The sequence below is a fragment of the Nostoc sp. genome (genome assembly GCF_036917275.1).
Lineage (GTDB): Bacteria > Cyanobacteriota > Cyanobacteriia > Cyanobacteriales > Nostocaceae > Nostoc.
In genome coordinates this window covers 134,895-155,974 of record NZ_JBALDF010000015.1, presented here as the reverse complement: position 1 = coordinate 155,974, position 21,080 = coordinate 134,895, and the positions used below count along the sequence as shown (strand labels likewise).

5 protein-coding genes are annotated in these 21,080 nt (G+C 41.9%); all 5 read right to left on the bottom strand.

The annotated features are described in order from the left end of the window. Nucleotide 1: 1 nt before the first annotated feature. The 5 genes from V7K35_RS06385 to V7K35_RS06365 all read right to left on the bottom strand — a co-directional run bounded on the left by V7K35_RS06385 (nucleotide 2) and on the right by V7K35_RS06365 (nucleotide 20,386). Complete coding sequence (locus V7K35_RS06385) at nucleotides 2-9,952, bottom strand: amino acid adenylation domain-containing protein (protein ID WP_335077337.1); 9,951 nt, start codon at nucleotides 9,950-9,952, stop codon at nucleotides 2-4. A 2-nt stretch (nucleotides 9,953-9,954) separates the two neighbouring features. Next, entirely contained in the window at nucleotides 9,955-17,907 is a 7,953-nt protein-coding gene (locus tag V7K35_RS06380) for an amino acid adenylation domain-containing protein (protein WP_335077334.1), read from the bottom strand. Nucleotides 17,908-17,985: 78 nt separating this feature from the next. Then, complete coding sequence (locus V7K35_RS06375) at nucleotides 17,986-18,237, bottom strand: acyl carrier protein (protein WP_335077332.1); 252 nt, start codon at nucleotides 18,235-18,237, stop codon at nucleotides 17,986-17,988. Next, nucleotides 18,234-19,775, bottom strand: a complete 1,542-nt coding sequence (locus tag V7K35_RS06370) for a class I adenylate-forming enzyme family protein (RefSeq protein WP_335077330.1) — start codon at nucleotides 19,773-19,775, stop codon at nucleotides 18,234-18,236. The genes V7K35_RS06375 and V7K35_RS06370 overlap by 4 nt, the downstream gene beginning before the upstream one ends. A 56-nt stretch (nucleotides 19,776-19,831) precedes the next feature. Beyond that, nucleotides 19,832-20,386: a chorismate--pyruvate lyase family protein gene (locus tag V7K35_RS06365; protein ID WP_335077328.1), complete on the bottom strand. Its 555-nt coding sequence runs from the start codon at nucleotides 20,384-20,386 to the stop codon at nucleotides 19,832-19,834. Nucleotides 20,387-21,080: the final 694 nt, after the last annotated feature.

Here is a 21,080-nt window from a genome sequence, read left to right as displayed (position 1 = left end):
TTTACCTTTTTATCTGAGAGCGATATTGTTGTCTGGATTCCAATTGTTTGCTTTTTAAAGATTTAATTTCACTACGATATTGATTCCGAGTAGTGTTTTGCTTGATTGGATCTTCTTTGTGAGTCTTAGGACTTAAGTATTGACTTAAACTATGTATAGTTGGGTAATTAAACATATCAACTATTGACAATTCTAAACCAAATTCTTCTTGTAGTTGCTGGTTAATTTTTACTAGTAGTAACGAATGACCCCCTAGCTCAAAGAAATTATTATAAATTCCTACCTTTTCTACTGCTAATGCCTTTTGCCAAATGCCAGCAATGATTCTTTCTACTTCGGTATTTGGCATTACGTAATCTGATAGTTCCTGATGTAAATCTGGGTCAGGTAAAGCGCGACGGTCTACTTTACCATTAGGTGTCAAGGGTAAGGACTCCAATATCACAAAAGCAGTTGGCAACATATAACTAGGGAGTTTATTGGCAAGAAACTGACGCAGTTCGTCTGTTGTGGGTGTCACATCTTTTTGTGGCACTATGTAGGCGACTAAGCGCTGATTACTCGGAGTTCCTTCATGAGCGATGACACAACAATTCTGCACATCACCATGTTGTCCTAATAGTGTTTCTATTTCTGCCAATTCAATGCGGAAGCCCCGAATTTTTACTTGATTGTCAATGCGTCCCAGGTATTCAATATTGCCATCGGTTAAGTAGCGTGCTAAATCCCCAGTTTTGTAAAGACGACCAGAACGAAAGGGGTTGCTGATAAATTTTTCCTGAGTTAGTTCGGGACGGTTGAGGTAGCCTCTTGCTAACCCCACACCACCGATGTGCAACTCTCCTGGCACACCAATCGGCACTAGTTGCAAATTTTCGTCTAAAATATAAACTTGCGTGTTGGCGATCGCTCTACCAATAGATATTTTATCGTCATCTTCAGTGCATTTGGCGATCGTGGCACAGACAGTAGCTTCTGTTGGCCCGTAAGCGTTAAAGAAGTTTCTGTCAGCAGACCATTGCCTAATTAATTCAGCAGGACAAGCTTCTCCACCTACAATTATTGTTTGCAGTGCCGGAAGTTCCGACCCAGGCATAACTGCTAACGCCGATGGTGGTAGAGTGATATGGGTAATGCAGCGATCGCGTAATTGCTCAATTAATGGTTTCCCTGGCAATAGTGAGTCTTTTGTTCCCAAGTAAAGCGTCCCACCTGACCTGAGCGCCATTACGACTTCCCAAATAGAAGCATCAAAACTGAAGGAAGCAAATTGGAGAACGCGACTATTAGAGTCTACACCAAAAGTCTGAATCTGAGCTTGAGCTAAGTTGCATAGTCCCTTATGCTCAACCATGACACCTTTAGGTCTACCTGTAGATCCTGAAGTGTAAATCACATTAGCTAGATGAAAAGGTTTGACTCCACTGGTTGGGTTTTCTCGATCGTTTTGGGCAATTTGTGACCAGGCTTCATCTAAAAAGACTTGTTTTGCTTGATACTCAGGAAGTCTTTGAATAAGTTGTTGTTGAGTCAGCAGCACCGAAACTTGAGCATCTTCTAGCATGAAACTCAAGCGTTCTTGGGGATACTCTGGGTCAAGTGGTACATACGCTCCACCTGCTTTGAGAATCCCTAAAAGTCCAACCACCATATCTAAAGAACGTTCTACACAAATACCCACTAGCACATCTGGTTTTACACCCAATGAGCGTAAGTAATGAGCCAATTGGTTAGCACGACAATTTAATTGGTAGTAAGTCAGTTGTTCATTTTCAAACACCACAGCCACAGCATTGGGGGTATTCAAACACTGCTCCTCAAACAACTGATGGATACACTTATCAAAAGGATAATCTACCTGAGTGTTGTTCCATTCCACTAATAACTGTTGTTGCTCAACTTCAGTCAGCAGGGACAATTGTGAGATTTGCTGCTGTGGGTTAGCAACAATTGCAGAGAGCAAAGTTACAAAATGATTACTCATCCGCTTAATTGTGCTGGCATCAAACAAATCAGTGTTGTACTCCCACACCCCTACCAGTCCAGTAACAGTGTTTTGCATTATTAAAGTTAAATCAAACTTTGCCGTTATCCCTTCACTTATCAATGGAGTAACAGTTAACCCAGTCAACTCTACTTCAGATGTGGACGCATTTTGGAGGGCAAACATTACCTGAAATATTGGTGTATGGCACAGATCCCGTTCTGGCTGCAATGCTTCCACCAGCATTTCAAAAGGCAAATTCTGATGAGCATAGGCAGACAACGCGACTTCTCGAACACAAGTGAGTAATTCACTAAAGCTCGGATTGCCTGCCAAGTTAGTACGCATCACTAAAGTATTGACAAAAAAGCCAATTAACCCTTCTATTTCACTGCGATCGCGGTTAGCAATTGGCGAACCCACCAAAATATCTGCCACACCTGTATAGCGGTAAAGTAGTGTATCATAAGCTGCCAACAGCGTCATAAAGAGAGTACAACCTTGCTCCTGGCTCAGTTTTTCCAATCTCTGGGTTAACTCAATTGAAAGTGCAAACTCTTGATATGCTCCAGCGAAAGTCTGCACAGCAGGTCTTGGTCGGTCTGTGGGCAGCGACAACAAAGCTGGTGCATCTTTTAGTTGTTGTTGCCAGTAATTCAGTTGGCTTTGTAATACATCTCCTTGCAACCACTGTCGCTGCCAAATTGCGAAATCTGCGTACTGAATCGGCAGTGGCATTAACGATGGGGGTTGACCTTGAGAATAAGCATTGTACAGCGCTGCTAGTTCTTGAACAAAAACACCCATTGACCAACCATCAAAGACAATGTGATGTATACACACTAATAACCCGTGTTCTGTCTCAGACAATACTACTAATGTTGCCCTGATTAATGCTTCAGTTCCCAAGTCAAAGGGTCGTTGCGCTTGTTGTTGTGCTAATTGCTGCAAAGCAATTTCTTGTTCGCTTACTTCGGCTTCGCTCAGTACAAGTGTGGATAAATGCCTTAAATCAACAATTGATACTGTCCCCAGTCCCCTCCTATTGTGAATAATTTGAGTTGGTTGTCCATCAACTGTGATGAAGTTGGTGCGTAACGCTTCGTGGCGATGAATAATTTCTTGTAAGCTTTGTTCTAAGGCTGTAACTTCAAGATTTCCGACTAGACGCAAAGCTAAGGGTATGTTGTAAAAGGCGCTGTTCGGGTTTAACTTGTCTAAAAACCATAGCCGCGTTTGAGCAAACGATAGTGGTAATTCTATATCCTTTACTCTCGGTAAAATGGCTGATGCTGTTAGTTCTAAATCTTGTACTGAGCGAAGTCGAAGTACCTGTTGCTGTAACTGTTGAACTTTTTGGGACAATTGGGCAACTGTTGGTGCAGCAAATAAGCTACGCAATGGTAATTCTACTTTCAAGCTGGTACGCACGCGGGAAATCAGTTGCGTTGCTAGTAGCGAATGTCCTCCAAGTTCAAAGAAGTTATCATGAATACCCACTTGCTCTACTTTTAGGACTTGCGCCCAAATTATTGACAGGATTTCTTCAATTGGGCTGCGTGGAGCAACGTATTTATCTGATAATTGGCTCTGTAAATCAGGTATGGGCAAAGCGCGGCGGTCTAGTTTACCGTTGGGGGTAAGCGGTAGAGCTTCTAAAATAACGATCGCACTTGGTACCATATATTCTGGTAACTTTTCCTTCAAAAAGCTACGTACAAAGCTTAATGTGAGCGTCTGCTCTTTTTGAGGCACAATGTAAGCGACTAGGCTTTTGTTTCCAGGAATGTCTTCGCGGGCAATGACACAAGATGACTGTACTTGGGGATATTGGCTCAGAACTGTTTCGATTTCGCCCAATTCGATGCGGAAACCGCGAATTTTAACTTGATTGTCTATGCGTTCTATATATTCAATGTTGCCATCGGGTAAATAGCGTGCCTTATCCCCTGTTTTGTAAAGGCGAGAATCGAGGTCAGTGCTAAATGGATTAGAGATGAATTTCTCTTGGGTTAACTTTGGTTGGTTGAAGTAGCCTTGCGCTAAAAGGACACCAGAAATATACACTTCTCCTGGTATACCAATGGGTACAGGCTGTAAGAACCTGTCTAGGATGTATATTTGGGTGTTGGCAATGGGACGACCAATGGGAGGAATTAGCGGCCAAGTTTCTACTAAATTATTCAGAGTAAAACTGGTGGCTAAATGGCTCTCTGATGGCCCATAATGATTGTGCAAAGTACAATCACTTAGTTTGTTTAACCATTGAGAAATAGCGGGAGTAATCTGCAACCTTTCACCAGCAGTAACGATTTCTCTCAAATGACTATTAACTAATTCACTACTAACACCGACTTCAGCTAGCTGTTGTAAAGCTACAAAAGGGAGAAACATTCTCTCAATTGCTTTTTGTTGGAGAAAACCTAACAAAGCTGAGGTATCTCGGCGTAATTCCTCGCCAATTAAGAATAATGTGCCTCCAGAACACCAGGTAGTAAAGATTTCTTGGAAGGAGACATCAAAGTTAATCGAAGCAAATTGCAGAGTTTTTGCTCCACGAGAAATTTTCAGATTTTCTCGATGCCACAAGATCAGATTGCCAAGGGCAAGCTGATTCATGGCTATACCTTTAGGTTGACCTGTAGAACCAGAAGTATAAATTATATAAGCTAAGTTATTTGCTTGTACGCCGGAGATGGGATTGTCATCACCTGACTGGGAAATCAGTTGAGCGTCAGTATCCAAACAGACTTGGTTTGCTTGATGCTGGGGGAATCTGTCAACGAGTTGCTGCTGGGTCAGCAACACTGAAACTTGAGCATCTTCTAAAATAAAGCTCAAACGCTCAGTCGGATACTCAGGGTCAAGTGGCACATAAGCCGCACCCGCTTTGAGAATCCCCAGTAGTCCTATGACCATCTCTAAAGAACGCTCTACACACAGACCGACCAGGATATCTGGTTTTATACCTAAAGACCGCAAGTAGTGCGCCAACTGGTTAGCACGGGAGTTTAATTCATAGTAAGTAAGTTGTTGATTGTCAAACACCACAGCTATAGCATTGGGTGTAAGTTCAACCTGCTCCTCAAACAACTGATGGATGCACAAATCTTGTGGATAATCCACTTTTGTATCGTTCCACTCGACAAGTAACTTTTGTTGTTCGGGTTGTGTCAGCAGTGGTAATTGGGAAATTCGCTCCTCTGGATTAGCAATAATACCTTCAAGCAATGTGACAAAATGACCAGTCATGCGCTCAATAGTGCTGGCATCAAACAAGTCAGTGTTATACTCCCATATCCCTACCAGTCCAGTGCTTGTACTGAGCGTAGTCGAAGTGGCAGTGTTCTGCATGATTAAAGTTAAATCAAATCTGGCATTTGCGCCTTTCATTGGGAATGGACTGACAGTTAGCCCAGTCAATTTTACTTGTGATGTGGGCGCATTCTGGAGAGCAAACATCACCTGAAACAGTGGTGTATGACTGAGATCCCGTTCTTGCTGCAATGCTTCCACCAGCATCTCAAAAGGCAAATGCTGATGAGCGTAGGCATCCATTGCGATTTCACGGATACGAGTCAATAATTCGCTAAAACTGGGGTTGCCTGCCAAATTGGTACGCATGACTAAGGTATTGACAAAAAAGCCAATTAACCCTTCTATTTCACTGCGATCGCGGTTAGCAATTGGCGAACCCACCAAAATATCTTCTGTACCTGTGTAGCGATAAAGCAGGGTATCAAAAGCTGCCAACAGTGTCATGAAGAGAGTACAACCTTGCTCCTGGCTCAGTTTTAGCAATCTCTGGGTTAACTCAACTGACAGTGCAAACTCTTGATATGCCCCATTGTCTGTCTGCACAGCAGGTCTGGGTCGGTCTGTGGGTAGAGGCAATAAAGCTGGTGCATCTTTTAGTTGTTGCTGCCAGTAACTTAGTTGGCTTTGCAATACATCCCCTTGCAACCACTGTCTTTGCCATAAGGCGAAATCTGCGTACTGAATTGACAGTGGTGCTAACTGTGACGGCTGACCTTGAGAATAAGTATTGTACAACGCTGCTAGTTCTTGAACAAACACACCAATTGACCAACCATCAGAGACAATATGGTGCATACACAGTAATAAAACGTGTTCTGTCTCGGACAGCACTACTAATGTTGCCCTGATTAATACTTGTGTTGCCAGATCAAACGGTTGTTGCGCTTGCTGTTGTGCTAATTGCTGCAAAGCAATTTCTTGTTCGCTTACTTCGGCTTCGCTCAGTACAAGTGTGGATAAATGCCTTAAATCAACAATTGATACTGTCCCCAGTCCCCCCCTATTGTGAATAATTTGAATTGGTTGTCCATTAACAGTGACGAAATTGGTGTGTAAGGCTTCGTGGCGATGAATAATTCCTTGTAAGCTTTCTTCTAAAGCGGGTATATTGAGAGTTCCTACTAGACGCAAAGCTGTAGGGATGTTGTAGAAGGCGCTGTTTGGGTTTAACTGGTCTAAAAACCACAAACGCTGTTGAGCATAAGACAGTGGCAATTCTGCGTTGTCTGTCCTTGGTAAGATTGGGGGTGCAAAGAGTTCTATGTCTTGTTGCTGCAACTGCTCAATTTCTTTTGCTAATTCGGCAACGGTTGCTGCGACAAACAACTCACGCAATGGTAATTCTATTTTGAAAATGTTGCGGATGCGTGAAAGCAATTGCGTTGCTAGTAGGGAGTGTCCCCCCAGTTCAAAAAAGTTATCATGAATCCCCACTTGCTCTAATTTCAGCACTTGCGCCCAAATCTGTATCAGCATTTCCTCAGTGGGAGTGCGTGGGGCGGCATAAAATTCTCGCAGTGTGCTGTCTAAATCTGGTTTTGGCAGTGCGCGGCGGTCTACTTTGCCGTTGGGAGTCAGGGGTAAGGATTCCAGCAATACAAAAGCACTTGGCACCATGTACTCTGGTAGCTTTGCCTTGAGAAACTGTCGCAGTTCTGGGACTGTGGGAGATTCTTCTACCTGCGGTACTACATAAGCAACTAAACGTTTGTCGCCTGATTCATCTTCTCGCTGCACTACCACATTTTCCCATACTGTTGGGTGAGAAACCAGTAATGCCTCAATTTCTCCCAATTCAATGCGGAAACCACGAATTTTAACTTGGTGGTCAATTCTGCCTAAATATTCAATATTGCCATCAGAACGATAACGTGCTAAATCACCCGTTTTGTATAAATATTTTCCGGCTTCAAAGGGGTTAAAAATAAACTTTTCTTGAGTCAATTCAGGTTTATTCCAATAACCACGCGCTAATCCCACACCACCAACGTGTAACTCACCACTTACTCCAATGGGAACAGGTTGTAAATGTTTATCTAAGATATATATCTGTGTATTGGCAATTGGACGACCAATAGGAACAATTTTCTCATTACTATTGGGTTGACAAGCCCAAAAAGTTACGTCAATTGCCGCTTCAGTTGGGCCATAAAGGTTGTGTAGCTCGGCGTTTAATCGTTCAAAGCAGCGTTGTTGTAGATCGAAAGATAGCGCTTCACCACTACAAATTACCCGTTTGATACTACCACATTTATCTAGTCCTGTTTCTTCTAGAAACACTTGCAACATTGAGGGAACAAAATGAAGTGTAGTAATTTTTTCTTGGGCAATTAGTTGAACTAAATAACGGCTATCTTGATGTCCACCTGGTTTGGCTATAATTAAGCTTGCACCTGTTAATAAAGTCCAGAAGAATTCCCAAACTGAGACATCAAAGCTGAATGGTGTTTTCTGTAAAACTTTTTCGGTTGCTGTTAGTTGATATGTATCTTGCATCCATAATAGACGGTTACACAAACCTTTATGAGTGTTCATTGCACCTTTGGGCTTTCCTGTGGAACCGGAGGTGTAAATTACATAAGCTAAGTTTTCTGCTGTAACTTCACTAGTTGGGTTTTCAGGGCTATAAGCAGCAAATTCTTGACAGTGGGAGTTAATACATACTATTTGCGCTTGGTGTGTCGGTAGTTCTTGGACTAAATGGGGTTGCACTAACAGCACCGACACTTGGGCATCTGCCAACATGAATGCTAAACGTTCTTTGGGATAAGTAGGATCTAAAGGTACATAAGCACCACCTGCTTTGATAATTGCCAATATCCCAATTACCATCTCTAAAGAGCGTTCCATGCAAATGCCAACTAATACGTCTGGTTTCGCATTTAGGGTTTTGAGATAATGGGCGATTTTGTTAGCGCGTTGATTTAACTCTCGGTAGGTAAGTTTTTGATTTTCAAAGATGAGAGCGATCGCATCTGGTGTACGTTCTACCTGCTGCTCAAATAACTGATGGATACACTTATCCTGGGAATAGTCTATTTGAGTACTGTTCCACTCCACCAACAATTGCTGACGTTCTGCTTGACTCAACAGTGGTAATTCTGCAATTGGCGCTTTAGGATTAGTAACAATTGCTTTGAGTAAATTTTGAAAATGTTGGGCTATGCGAGTAATTGTAGCCGCATCAAATAAATCAGTGTTATAACTCCAAACACCCTCTAGACCTCCTGAAACTTCCCAGTAGTTCACCTCTAGGTCAAACCTGACCATTTCATCAAGTGGTAAGGACATTTTCTGGGTGGTTAAACCAGGTAAATCCAAAAAAGACTGTGAGTCATTCTGGAGGGAAAATAGCACTTGTACCAGGGGATTACGGCTTAAATCTCGTTCTGGTTGTAGCTTTTCTACCAACATTTCAAAGGGCAAGTCTTGATGAGCATAAGCTGACAATGTGGTTTGCCGCACTTGTGCTAAAAAGTCAGTAAAGCTGGGATTGCCAGAGAGATCGCCTCTTAAGGCTATGGTGTTAGTAAAAAAACCTATTAGCTGCTCGATGCTCTTGTTGTTGCGGTTAGCGATGGGAGAGCCAACAATAATATCTAACTGACCACTGTAACGAGAAATTAAGACCAAAAAAGCTGCCAGTAGAGTCATAAACAATGTTGCTTGTGACTCTTGGCTCAACTGCTTGAGGCGTTGTGTAAGGTTGCGATCGAGTTGAAAACGCTCAACTCCACCCCGGAATGTCTGAACTGGAGGACGTGGTTTATCAGTAGGCAAGTCTAGTACAACTGAGGCATCCGCTAACTTTTGCTGCCAGTAATTCATTTGGCGTTCCAGAACTTCACCTGTCAACCACTGGCGTTGCCAAACTGCAAAGTCAGCATACTGGATGGGTAATTCTGGTAGTGGGTTGCCCAATCCTTGAGCGAAAGCTGCATATAACTGAGATAATTCATTTTTAAAAATGTTTAAAGACCAACCATCGTAGATGATGTGGTGCATCTTCAACAGCAGTACATATTCTTGATTACTCAGTTGGAGTAGAGTGAACTGTACTAATGGCGCAACAGCTAGATCGAAAGGCTGGGACGCAAGAGACTTGGCAATTTCTCGAATTTGCTCAGTCTGCTGTTGCGCTGACAACCCCTGCAAGTTATGGATTGGCAAAATTAAGGCAGTGGGAGGAGCAATGACTTGGACAGGTTTTCCGTCTACGGTGGGGAAAGTAGTTCTTAAGACTTCATGGCGGCGAATGAGTTCACTCAGGCTCTGCTCTAGTGCAACTATATTCAGCGACCCATGTAGTATTTGAGCATCCAGCAAATTATAAGACCGACTGTCTGGTGATAAATGATGGACAAACCAGAGTCGCTGTTGAGCAAAAGACAGTGGAGCTTCACCGTCCCGTAGCACTCTTGGAATGGGCAATTGATGAGAGGTTTTAACCTGCTTTGCTTGTTGTAAAAACAGGATAATTTCTGTTTTTCGTGCAGCTATTTCCTGACGTAGCGATGGAGTTAATACCCCTTCAGGTGCATGACACCGCAAGCGAACCTCTTTCAGAGCCGCTCCGCTAACGCCATCTGCCTCTAGTTCTATACTTAAATTTGTCAGGTGACGAATAAATTCAAACGTGCTGTTAGTCATGCTCAAAACTCCACTACCTCGCTACTGACTTCTTTAACTGATAAATTCTGTGTTACCAAATCCACTACTTCTATGTAGGCTGCTATCCCAGCTACTGTGGGAGACTCAAATATCATCTGTATAGATAGATCGAGTCCAAAAGCTGAGTTAATCTCTGACAGGACTTGGGTAGCGAGTAGCGAATGACCCCCTAGTTCAAAGAAGTTGTCTTTAACCCCAATGCGTTCAACTCCTAAGATTTCACTCCAGATTTGAGCGATTTGAGCTTCAATAGGCGATCGCGGTAAAACAAAGCCAGTGGAAAGATTTCTCGTGGCTGTATCAGGTGAAGGCAGGGCGCGACGATCTACTTTGCCATTGGGGGTTAAGGGCAGGGAATTGAGAACAACAAAAGCTTGCGGAACCATGTAATCGGGTAGCTTTTGTTGGATATATTCACGCACCTGTGGCACTAGTTTCTGAACCAACTTGCCGTATAAGGGATTGTTTGTGTATTCAGTCCAGGGTTTGGTTGTGACGGCTGAACTATCCCAAAACTTGTACTGAGCGCAGTCGAAGTGAGCGATTGTCTCATCAGATGTCTGCGTTAAACTATGACGGCAGAACACCACATCATAACAACCATCCTGGCTACTCTCCCACCAACTGAGGTGAACTGTGTAACCGAGTTGCTGCCCCAACTGGTAAAACTGTTCTGGATTGATCCCAACTGTTGGCTGTTGTGCTAATATCTGCCGCAGTTGGTTGACTGTTTCCACAATTGGGGGATTTTCCAACCACTGCCAAATCTGTAGTGCTTGCTGTACCCGTTGATTCGGCACACGCCTAATTCCTAAAAGTTCTGGCTGCTCTTTGTGCAGTTGATTTTGAATTTCTGTGAACGAGAGCTTGTCTAGTTGCCAATTTAACCAAGCAATGGTAAATGGCTGAACCTTAGTACCGATATGGAGGGTAACATCATAGCGGAATTGGGTTAGCTCATTTTGCGCGTAACCACGTTTGGGCTGAATTTCCACCCAACCAATCTGGGGAAAACGTGTCTGGAGGGCAATGAAGAAACCCGGATCAATAACCAATTCTTCCTCGGCGGCCAGACTCTGGTGTACCATTCGCTGCCATTGCTCAATAGTTCTATCCGACTCTGCTTGGGACAACTGCACGGCTGCATGGTATTGCTCCAGTAATGGCAAGCTGCGGACATCGCCCACGAAAATTGTACCCTGTTGAGTAATTGTGGCGTTGGCGTAGCCCGTCGTAGACATCGCTCCTTCTAAAACCTGCAACAGATACTCAATGCTGGGGAAATACTGCACGATTGAGTTCAAAACAACAGTGTCGAATTCTCCTTGCGGGATGCCTTCAAAGTTATCTGCCATTTGGTGCAGCAGGCGCACATCTTCTAGACCCTCAACTGTGCTGCATATCTGCTCAACGTGCTGTATGGCGGCGATGGAATAATCGGTTCCCCAATACTGTTGAGAGTGCTTGGCAAGACGAGATAGCAGTAACCCTGTTCCACAACCAATTTCTAATACGCGCTGGGGAAAGTTAGCTTGAATTCGGCTGACTGTATTCTCAACCCACTCCTGCATTTCCCGATCTGGAATTGGCTGTCTGGTATAACTACTGTTCCAACCAGCAATATTAAATATAAGGTCATCTGTGGATGTTTGATTTTGGCTGTAGAGTTGTTCATAGAGCATTTGCCAATCATTAACATACTGACTCTGCCATTGACTAACCTGCTGGGGTAATGTTTGACGATGAAGAGTCGGTACTAAGTAAGCTATCAGACGTTTATCACCAGGCGTATCTTCTCTTACAACCACAACACTCTCTTGCAACAAGGGGTGTTGACTCAAAACGGTTTCAATTTCTCCCAACTCGATCCGGAAACCTCGTATCTTCACCTGATAATCGATCCGACCGAGAAATTCAATATTCCCATCACTTAAGTAACGTGCCTTATCTCCAGTTTTGTAGAGGCGGGAACTGGGGATTGGGGATTGGGGACTGGGGACTGGGGACTGGGGATTAGGAAGAATTTCTGCTTCTTTGCCCCCCTGCTCCTCTGCTCCCCTACCTCTTAAGAAGGGATTAGGAATAAATTTTTGGAGAGTTAATTCTGGTTGATTGAGGTATTCTTTTGCTAGACCATCACCCCCAATATAGAGTTCTCCTGGTACACCAACGCCCACAGGCTGTAGTTGGGGATCTAATAAATATATCTGTGTGTTGGAAATTGGCTGCCCGATGGGAATAGTTGTAGCGTCTTTCGGGACATCCTGCACTAAATACCAGGAACTAAATGTGGTATTCTCTGTTGGCCCATAAACGTGCAGTAGTCGCTGTGGCGCACCATTTTCTAGTACTTCTTTCACCCATTTAGGATCGACAGCTTCGCCTCCAAATAAGAGATGTCGTAGTGAATTGAAAGCATAGGGGGCTTCCTGAGCAATTTGATTGAACAAGGCAGTCGTCAAGAATAATATACTGATTTTTTGCGATCGCAAAAAATCAGCGAACTCTCTGGGCGAAAGGGCTAAATCTTTGCTCACCCCTACTAACCGCGCTCCGTTTAGTAACGCTCCCCAAATTTCAAAGGTAGCTGCGTCAAAAGCGTAATTTGCAGCTTGGGCAATGACATCTGTTGGTTCTATGTTGATGTAGTTTGTGTTGATTACCAAGCGATTCACGGCTCGGTGAGTCACAGCTACTCCTTTGGGTTTCCCTGTGGAACCTGAAGTGTAAATTACATAAGCGAGATTATCGGGTGTTACTGCTGCTATGGGGTTTTGCTGGCTGAAGAGAGCGTTAGCGGAGCTTAACGAAGTTATCGCATCTGCATCAGTATCAAAGCAGACAATACACGCTTGGTGTTTGGGAATTGCATTAGTTAATTTCTGTGTTGTCAACAGCACCGATATCTGAGTGTCTTCTATGATGAAAGCCAAACGCTCTTGAGGATAATCTGTATCCAAAGGCACATACGCCGCACCCGCCTTGAGAATTGCCAATAACCCGACAACCATAGATACAGAACGTTCGACACAAATACCCACCAGCACACCTGGTTTCACGCCCAGTTTTTGCAGATAATGTGCTAGTTGATTTGCCTGTGCATTCAACTCCTGATAAGTGAGCTTTTGCTGCTCAAAAACCACCGCGACTGCATTACTGTTTTGTGCAACTTGGGCTGCAAACAAATCATGAATACATTTATCTGCCGGATAATCCGTTTGGGTGGCGTTCCACTCTACTAACAATTGCTGCCTTTCTTGTGCTGTCAGTAGAGGTAATTGGCTGACTGGTTGTTCTAGGTTAGTAACAATCGCCTCTAGCAAATTCTGGAAATGTTTTATCATCCGGGCGATCGTTGCCGCATCAAATAAATCGCTGCTGTAATAGCAAAAGCCCTCAAGACCTTCGGGAACTTCCCAGAGGTGAACTTCTAGGTCAAACCGCACCGCCTCAACCCCCCAATGCATTTTCTCGACCCTTAAACCAGGTAAATCCCAAGGGTTGGTTGGCGCATTCTGAAGGGCAAACATCACTTGCACCAGTGGGTTGCGATCTAAGTTTCGCTCCAGTTGCAACTCTTCAACTAACATCTCGAAAGGCAAATCCTGATGGTCATAAGCGTTTTGAGTCACCTGTCGCACCTGCTCCAGCAAGGCTTTCAAGGTCAGTTGTGGGGACAGATCGAACCTTAGTGCTAGAGTATTGACAAAAAAGCCAATTAACCCTTCAATTTCTTTGCGGTTGCGATTTGCGATCGGGGAGCCAACTACAAGATCCGTTTGACCACTGTAGCGAGACATTAACACGACAAATCCCGTCAACAGTGTCATAAACAGAGTCGTTCCAGACTTGTGGCTCAGTTGTCTAAGCCGAGAAGTCAGCAAGGCATCAAGTTGAAATCGCTCTGTTCCGCCTCGAAAAGTCTGGATAGCTGGGCGGGGGCGGTCTGTAGGCAATTCCAACAAAGGTGGCGCTGCCGCTAACTGTTGTTTCCAGTAACTTAACTGAGGTTCAAGTACCTGAGTTGTCAGCCATTGGCGCTGCCATAAGGTAAAGTCGGCATACTGTACGGATAACTCTAGTAATTCAACTGCGCTACCTGTGGTAATGGCTTGATAATGGGCAGACAATTCGCGGTTCAAAACGCCTATTGACCAACCATCAGCAGCAATATGGTGAATGGCTATCAGTAGTACATACTCGTCAGTCGCAACTTGCCACATTTTGACCCGCAACACCGGATCTTTCGCCAGATCGAATGGTTTGTAGGCTTCTTTGATCGCTAGTTGCTCTACTTGTTTCCAGGGGTCTGCGACATTTTGTAGATCCACCACTGGTAATGTTATGGCTATATCAGGGGCTATTACCTGTATTGGCTTGTCATGCTTGATCTCAAAACGAGTCCGCAGAACTTCATGCCGCCGCACCATTGCCTCAACCGCTTGTTCCAAAGCTTTGATATTGAGATTCCCCACCAAACGCATCGCGAAAGGCATTGTGTAGGCTCCACTTTCGCCTTCTAAGTGATGGAGAAACCACAGGCGTTCTTGCGCCCAAGATAGAGGTATGTTTTGTCTTGTGGAAACTGGTAAAATTGCTGGAAGCATCAGACTCGAACCAGTTTTCAGTTCACGTAAGATGACTTCACTTAATTGTGCGATCGTCGGTGACTCAAATAGCGATCGCAACGGCAACGAAATCCCAAAAGCTTCTGGCAAGCGAGACATTACTTGAGTCGCTATTAGAGAATGCCCACCTAGTTCAAAGAAATTATTATGAATGCCTACTTTCTCTAACTTCAGCACTTGTGACCAAATCAGGGCTAATTTTTCCTCAGTGGGATTGCGGGGTGCAACAAATTGATCTGCTATTTCACTGAGTAAATCCGGTGCAGGTAAAGCGCGACGGTTTACTTTGCCGCTAGGAGTCAGGGGTAAGGCTTCTAGAATCACAAAAGCACTGGGTATCATGTAATCTGGCAATTTGGCTTTCATGAATTGCCGCAGTTCGCTGATTGTTGGTATCACCTCTTTTTGCGGCACTATGTAGGCGACTAACTGCTTACTTCGACTTCGCTCAGTACAAGTTTGCCCAGGGTGATCCTCACGGACGATGACGGTAGATACTTGCACATCACCATGTTGATTCAGTACTGTTTCAATTTCTCCTAACTCGATGCGGAAACCCCGGATTTTTACCTGATTATCGATGCGTCCCAGGTATTCGATATTACCATCCGGTAAATAGCGTGCCAAATCTCCTGTTTTATATAACTTACCTTCTCCCGTCTCATCAAAAGGATTGAGGATAAATTTATCTTGTGTCAACTGAGGACGGTTAAGGTAGCCTCGCGCTAAAGAAACACCACCAATGTACAATTCTCCAGGTACACCAACGGGTACAGGCTGTAAATACTTATCTAAAATGTAGATTTGTGTGTTACTAATAGGACGGCCAATAGGAGGAAGTAGCGGCCAAGTGTCCACTGAATTAGTCAAGGTAAAAGTGCTGATTACATGGCTTTCCGATGGGCCATAGTGATTATGCAAAGTACAATTATCTAGTCTACTGAACCATTGAGAAATGGCCGGAGTAATCTGCAACTGTTCTCCAGCTGTAACAATTTCTCTTAAATGACTATGAAAAAATTCACGACTAATAGCAACTTCAGCTAGCTGCTGCAAGGCGACGAAAGGAACAAATAACCTCTCAACAGCTTTTTCTTGGAGAAAACCTAACAAAGCTACAGGATCTCGTCTTAGTTCTTCCGTAATTAAGAATAATGTACCTCCCGAATACCAAGTAGAAAACATTTCTTGGAAGGAGACATCAAAACTAATAGGAGCAAATTGCAGCGTTTTCGCTCCACTAGAGATTGGATTATTTTTTAGTTGCCACAGAATCAAATTGTTAAGGGCAAGCTGATTCAGGGCTACACCTTTAGGTTGACCCGTAGAACCAGAGGTGTAAATTACATAAGCTAAGTTAGTTGCTTTTAAATTAGTAATTAGATTATCTTGATCCGACCGAGAAATCGATTGCCAATCAGTATCCAAACAGATAGACTCCGCTTGATGATTCTGTAGCCTCTTAAGCAATTTTTGTTGAGTCAACAGGATGGAAACATCTGCATCTTGCAGCATGAAGCTGAACCGCTCTTGGGGATACTCTGGATCAAGTGGCACATAAGCACCACCTGCCTTGAGAATGCCCAAAATTCCCACTACCATTTCTAGCGATCGCTCTACACAAATACCAATCAGCGTATCTGGTTTTACACCCAATGAGCCTAAGTAGTGCGCCAACTGATTAGCACGACAGTTCAACTGCTGATAAGTCAGTTGTTGATTTTCAAATACAACTGCTACCGCATCCGGGGTACGCTCTACCTGCTCCTCAAACAACTGATAGATACACTTATCACCAGGGTAATCCGCCTGAGTATTGTTCCACTCGACTAATAACTGCTGTTTCTCAGTTGTTGTCAGTAGAGGTAATTGTGAAATAGACTCATGTGGGTTAGTAACAATACCTTCCAATAAGCTCACAAAATGCCCTATCATCCGGGTAATTGTAGCTTGTTCAAATAGGTAAGAGTTGTACTCTAAACTGCCACTAAGTCCTTGCTCACTCTCTATCATCGACAAGGTTAAATCATACTTAGCTGTGGAGTTTTCTATTTCTAAGCGAGTTAGAGATAAACCAGGTAATTCCAATTTTCCAGGCGGCGTATTCTGCAAAATGAACATTACCTGAAATAAGGGAGAGTAGCTGAGGTTTCTTTCTGGCTGCAAAGCTTCTACTACTTTCTCAAACGGCACATCTTGGTGAGAGTATGCTTTCATTGCTGTTTGGCGTACTCTTTGTAGTAATTCCCAAAAGCTGGGATTAAGAGAAACGTCAGTACGCAACACCAAAATATTGACAAAAAAGCCGATGAGAGATTCTATTTCACTACGGTTGCGGTTGGCGATCGGAGAACCGACGAGAATATCTTCTTGATTGCTGTAGCGCGATAGTAAGATGACAAAGCTAGTCAGCAAAGTCATAAATAAGGTTGCGCCTGACTTTTCGCTAAGGCTTTTGAGTTTTTGAGTCAGATACTCATCTAGCTGAAAGCGTTTAATGCCACCACGGTTTGTCTGTATGGGTGAGCGCACTCGGTCGGTAGGAAGTTCTAGCAGGGGAGGCGATCCTGCTAATTGTTGCTTCCAGTAGTCCAGTTGAGTGTCTATGACTTGACCTTGCAGCCACTGTCTCTGCCAAACAGCAAAGTCTGCGTACTGAATCGGCAGTTTAGACAATGGAGAAGGCTTACCAGTCGAAAAAGCTGTGTACAAGGCTGTGAGTTCGCGCCACAAAACACCCTCAGACCAACCATCAAAGACAATGTGGTGGACACTCAGCAGTAGCACATATTCATTTTCACGTAGCTGCACTAGAGAAAAGCGCAACAGCGATCCTTGCTCTAAATCAAAGGGTTGTTCAACTTCGTTTTTTACCAGTTGCAAAACTTGAGTTTCTCTTTCCCTTTCAGAGAGTTCTTGAAGATCCACTACAGGTAACGTCAAGTTGAGATTGGGAGAAATCACCTGAACAGGCTGGTTTTCTGAAGCTAGAAACGTAGTTTGCAATACTTCGTGGCGTTGGATAATTTCATTGAGACTATCCTCTAATGCAGAAATGTTGAGTAAACCCTGAAGACGAAAAGCTAAAGAGACATTATAGGCGGAGCTATCTGGCTGCAACTGTTGAATGAACCATAATCTTTCTTGTGAAAAAGACAAAAGCGGATGTTCATTCCGAGATACAGGCTTCAAATCTGGAGCTTGATTCTGTAAATCGAGAATGCTTGCGATCGCTTGCCAAATATCTTCTCTACTTTTTACTGGTTTGTTTGGTTCTAATGAATTGATTTCAGCAGGATAGCTCATTTTAGTCTTTTTACTTCAGGTTTTTAGGGATATTCTGGAGTATTTGGTTTTGCGAAAAAAGCCCATTTCTAAAAATTATCAGCCTTGCTTTTGCTCAATCAGCTTCACAATAGTTGCTACGCTTTGAAAATTTTCTGCATTAATATCATTAATCTCAAATTTAATGCCAAAATTATTCTGTAATTTAAGTACAAGTGACATAGCATTGACCGAATCTAGACCTATACTAAAAAGATTGCTAGACTCTGATAAATCTTCACCATTAATATTTGGTAAGATGTTTAATACAATATTTTTAGTTTCTTTTTCAATTAAATCAATATTTTTCATGACCTTATAGTTTCTGACAAATTATCAATTAAGTTTTTTCTTAATATTTTACCTAATGGACTTTTAGGAATCTCATCACGAAATTCAATAATTTTTGGTATTTTAAAATCAGCTAACTTTTCTTGACAGTAAGCTAATATATCTTTTGCATCACAAATATCTCGGTTTTGAGGTACAATAACCGCCTTAATAACTTCTCCTGCATAGGAGCCTTTGATGCCAACGACAACGGCTTCTTTAACCCGATCGTGACTTATCAATATGTTTTCTATTTCTAGTGGATCAACTTTGTAACCTCCTGTATCAATGAAGATTTGCTTTCTACCAGTAATATAAATACGCCCGATTTCATCTTTCTTGCCTAAATCACCAGTGAAAAACCAATCATCTTTAAATACCTGTCGATTTAGTTCTGGTTTATTACAATATCCTTCAGTCAGTGCTTGACTTTTGACAATTATCTCTCCAATACTTCCAGTTGGTACTTCTTTTTCGGCATCATCAATAATTTTAATGTCAATATTTTTTAAAGGCAAACCTACAGAAGTATATGTATTTTTTATATTTTCATCTAGATTAATTGCTATAGCACCAGCTTCTGTACAACCATAAAGTTGTCTTACAGGAATGCCAAATCTCTGAAGAAATTTATCAAAAATATCTTTTGATAAAAAGTTACCTGCCGAAAAGCATAGTTTCAGTATGGAAATATCAATTTGAGTGTCATTGGGTGTTTCTGCTAGAGTATTCAAAATATAAGGAACAGCAGGTAAAATAGTAATGTTTTCTTTTTCTATAAGCTCTAATACTCTCGCACGTCTAAAAACAAATGGCACTTCAATGATTTTTCCTTGATGTGAAACTTGTTCTAAAATCACCAGAGTTGCGCCATTCTGTATAGCAGCTAATAAGCAATTTCCTAAACCATGTGCATGGTAAAGTGGCACTACACATAAAATATTATCTGCTGAAGTTATATTAGTAGATTCAGTAAAGTTTTTAACTTCGTGATATAAATTACTTTGAGTTTTACAAACTCTCTTAGGCCTGCCTGTAGATCCAGAGGAATATTGATAAAGTACATCACCTATAAAAGTAGGGATACTTTCCGTAATTGTGGAGTTGTCTAATTCTTTGGTAAGTATATCAGTCTCATCAAGAACAATTAATTCTATTTTTCTATCAATTTTTGAGATAATTTTACGGCTAATTTCTGCTCCATCACTATTAGTAACAATTGCACTAGTATTGCTGTCAATGATGTAGTATTTAAGTTCATCCTCTTTGAGAAGGGGATTGATTGGCAAAGCTATAGCATTTAATTTGGCAGTCGCGTAAAAGGCGATCGCAAATTCTGGACTGTTGGGTAAAATCAAGGCTATGCAGTCACCTTGGCCAATACCAGCAGTACTTAAATGGTTACTTAAGTGTGTAATATAATTATAAAACTGTTGATAGCTAATTCTTAATTGATCGTAGGCGATCGCAGTTTTATCAGGGTATTTTTTGACAACTTCGGCAAGCCTTTGCTTTAACATTATTCTTCTTCCATTAATTTTTAAAATTATACAGGTTTAAGTAAATCTGTGCTTATTTAGAAAACAAATCGTTCATTATCTTTAATAAAATAACTTTCAGGAAACTTTTCTGTAATCATCATTATCGGTTGTTGATTAGAAAAAACTCGATAAGTCCGAGAAAGCATTTTATCTTCTCTAGCAATATTAAAATAATGGAATAATTCTTCAGATATTTCTACACCTGAATCAATTATTTCTTTAAAAGTTTCAAGTTTATGTTCTAACCAGAGCCTACCTATTGGTTCCTGCGATTCAATTAGTCTAGATTTGAATCTACTATCTAGCCTTTCAGGGACAATTATAGATTCAGCATAAATAAAGTTGTTTAAACTAATTTTGCCGCGCAACAGAACTTTTCTCTCAATTACTTGAGTACCTACTTCTAAATTTAAAGCAAGAATAGGTTTTGCAATTTTTATTAATTCTTCTGATAATTTGACTAATTGGATTTTTTCTAATAAATAAGCTTCTAATATTTCTGTCAATGTGCCATCAGTTGTTAGTAAAATTCTTTGAAAAGAACTTAAATTACGGGGTTCAATATATTTAGATACCAATATTTTCTGCATTTTTAATTGAAAATTTGTGTAAATTTATAGTATTTTTGTATTTACAATAAAAAGTTTGTGGATCAACTCATGGGATCAGTGCTAATTCATACACAGTTAAAAAATATTATTTAGGATTTATGCACTTTACAAAATTACTATCATGTGTACTAATGGAAATCTGTTGTTTCAGACTATTGGCTACTAGCTTAATGATCAGTAGCCCTTGCTGGCTAATAGTAAAAAAATCAAACTTGAATGCTTGAAAATCCACACCCACATTTAATTGCTTCTGTTAATGCTTAAGTCATTGTTTAGTTTTAAGTTGACATTAACAATTTATTTATTAGTTTTCTTCAGATATACAATAAACAGATGATCTCAGTTTTATCAAAAAAATACAATAACAGTTAAGACAGTTAAGAACATAGTTAAAACATTCTCTTAGGACATTTAAGAAAGTTAAGAAACTTAAGAAAGTTAAGCCGACACCGCCGACTGGACTTACCAGCATACTTGACTTTCCACAGAAAATTACCAGACGACTGAAGTCGCTGCTAAATGAGCAAAACCCTCGCAGGCGGGTTTCAAACCCTTGATTTTCCATTAGTCCACTCAGGCGGTGAGGGGGTCGCAGTCTTCTCTACGAGACGCTTTGCGTATCGCTAAAGCGAAAGCTCCGCTAACGCGTAGCGTTCGGTTTGTACATCGTCCC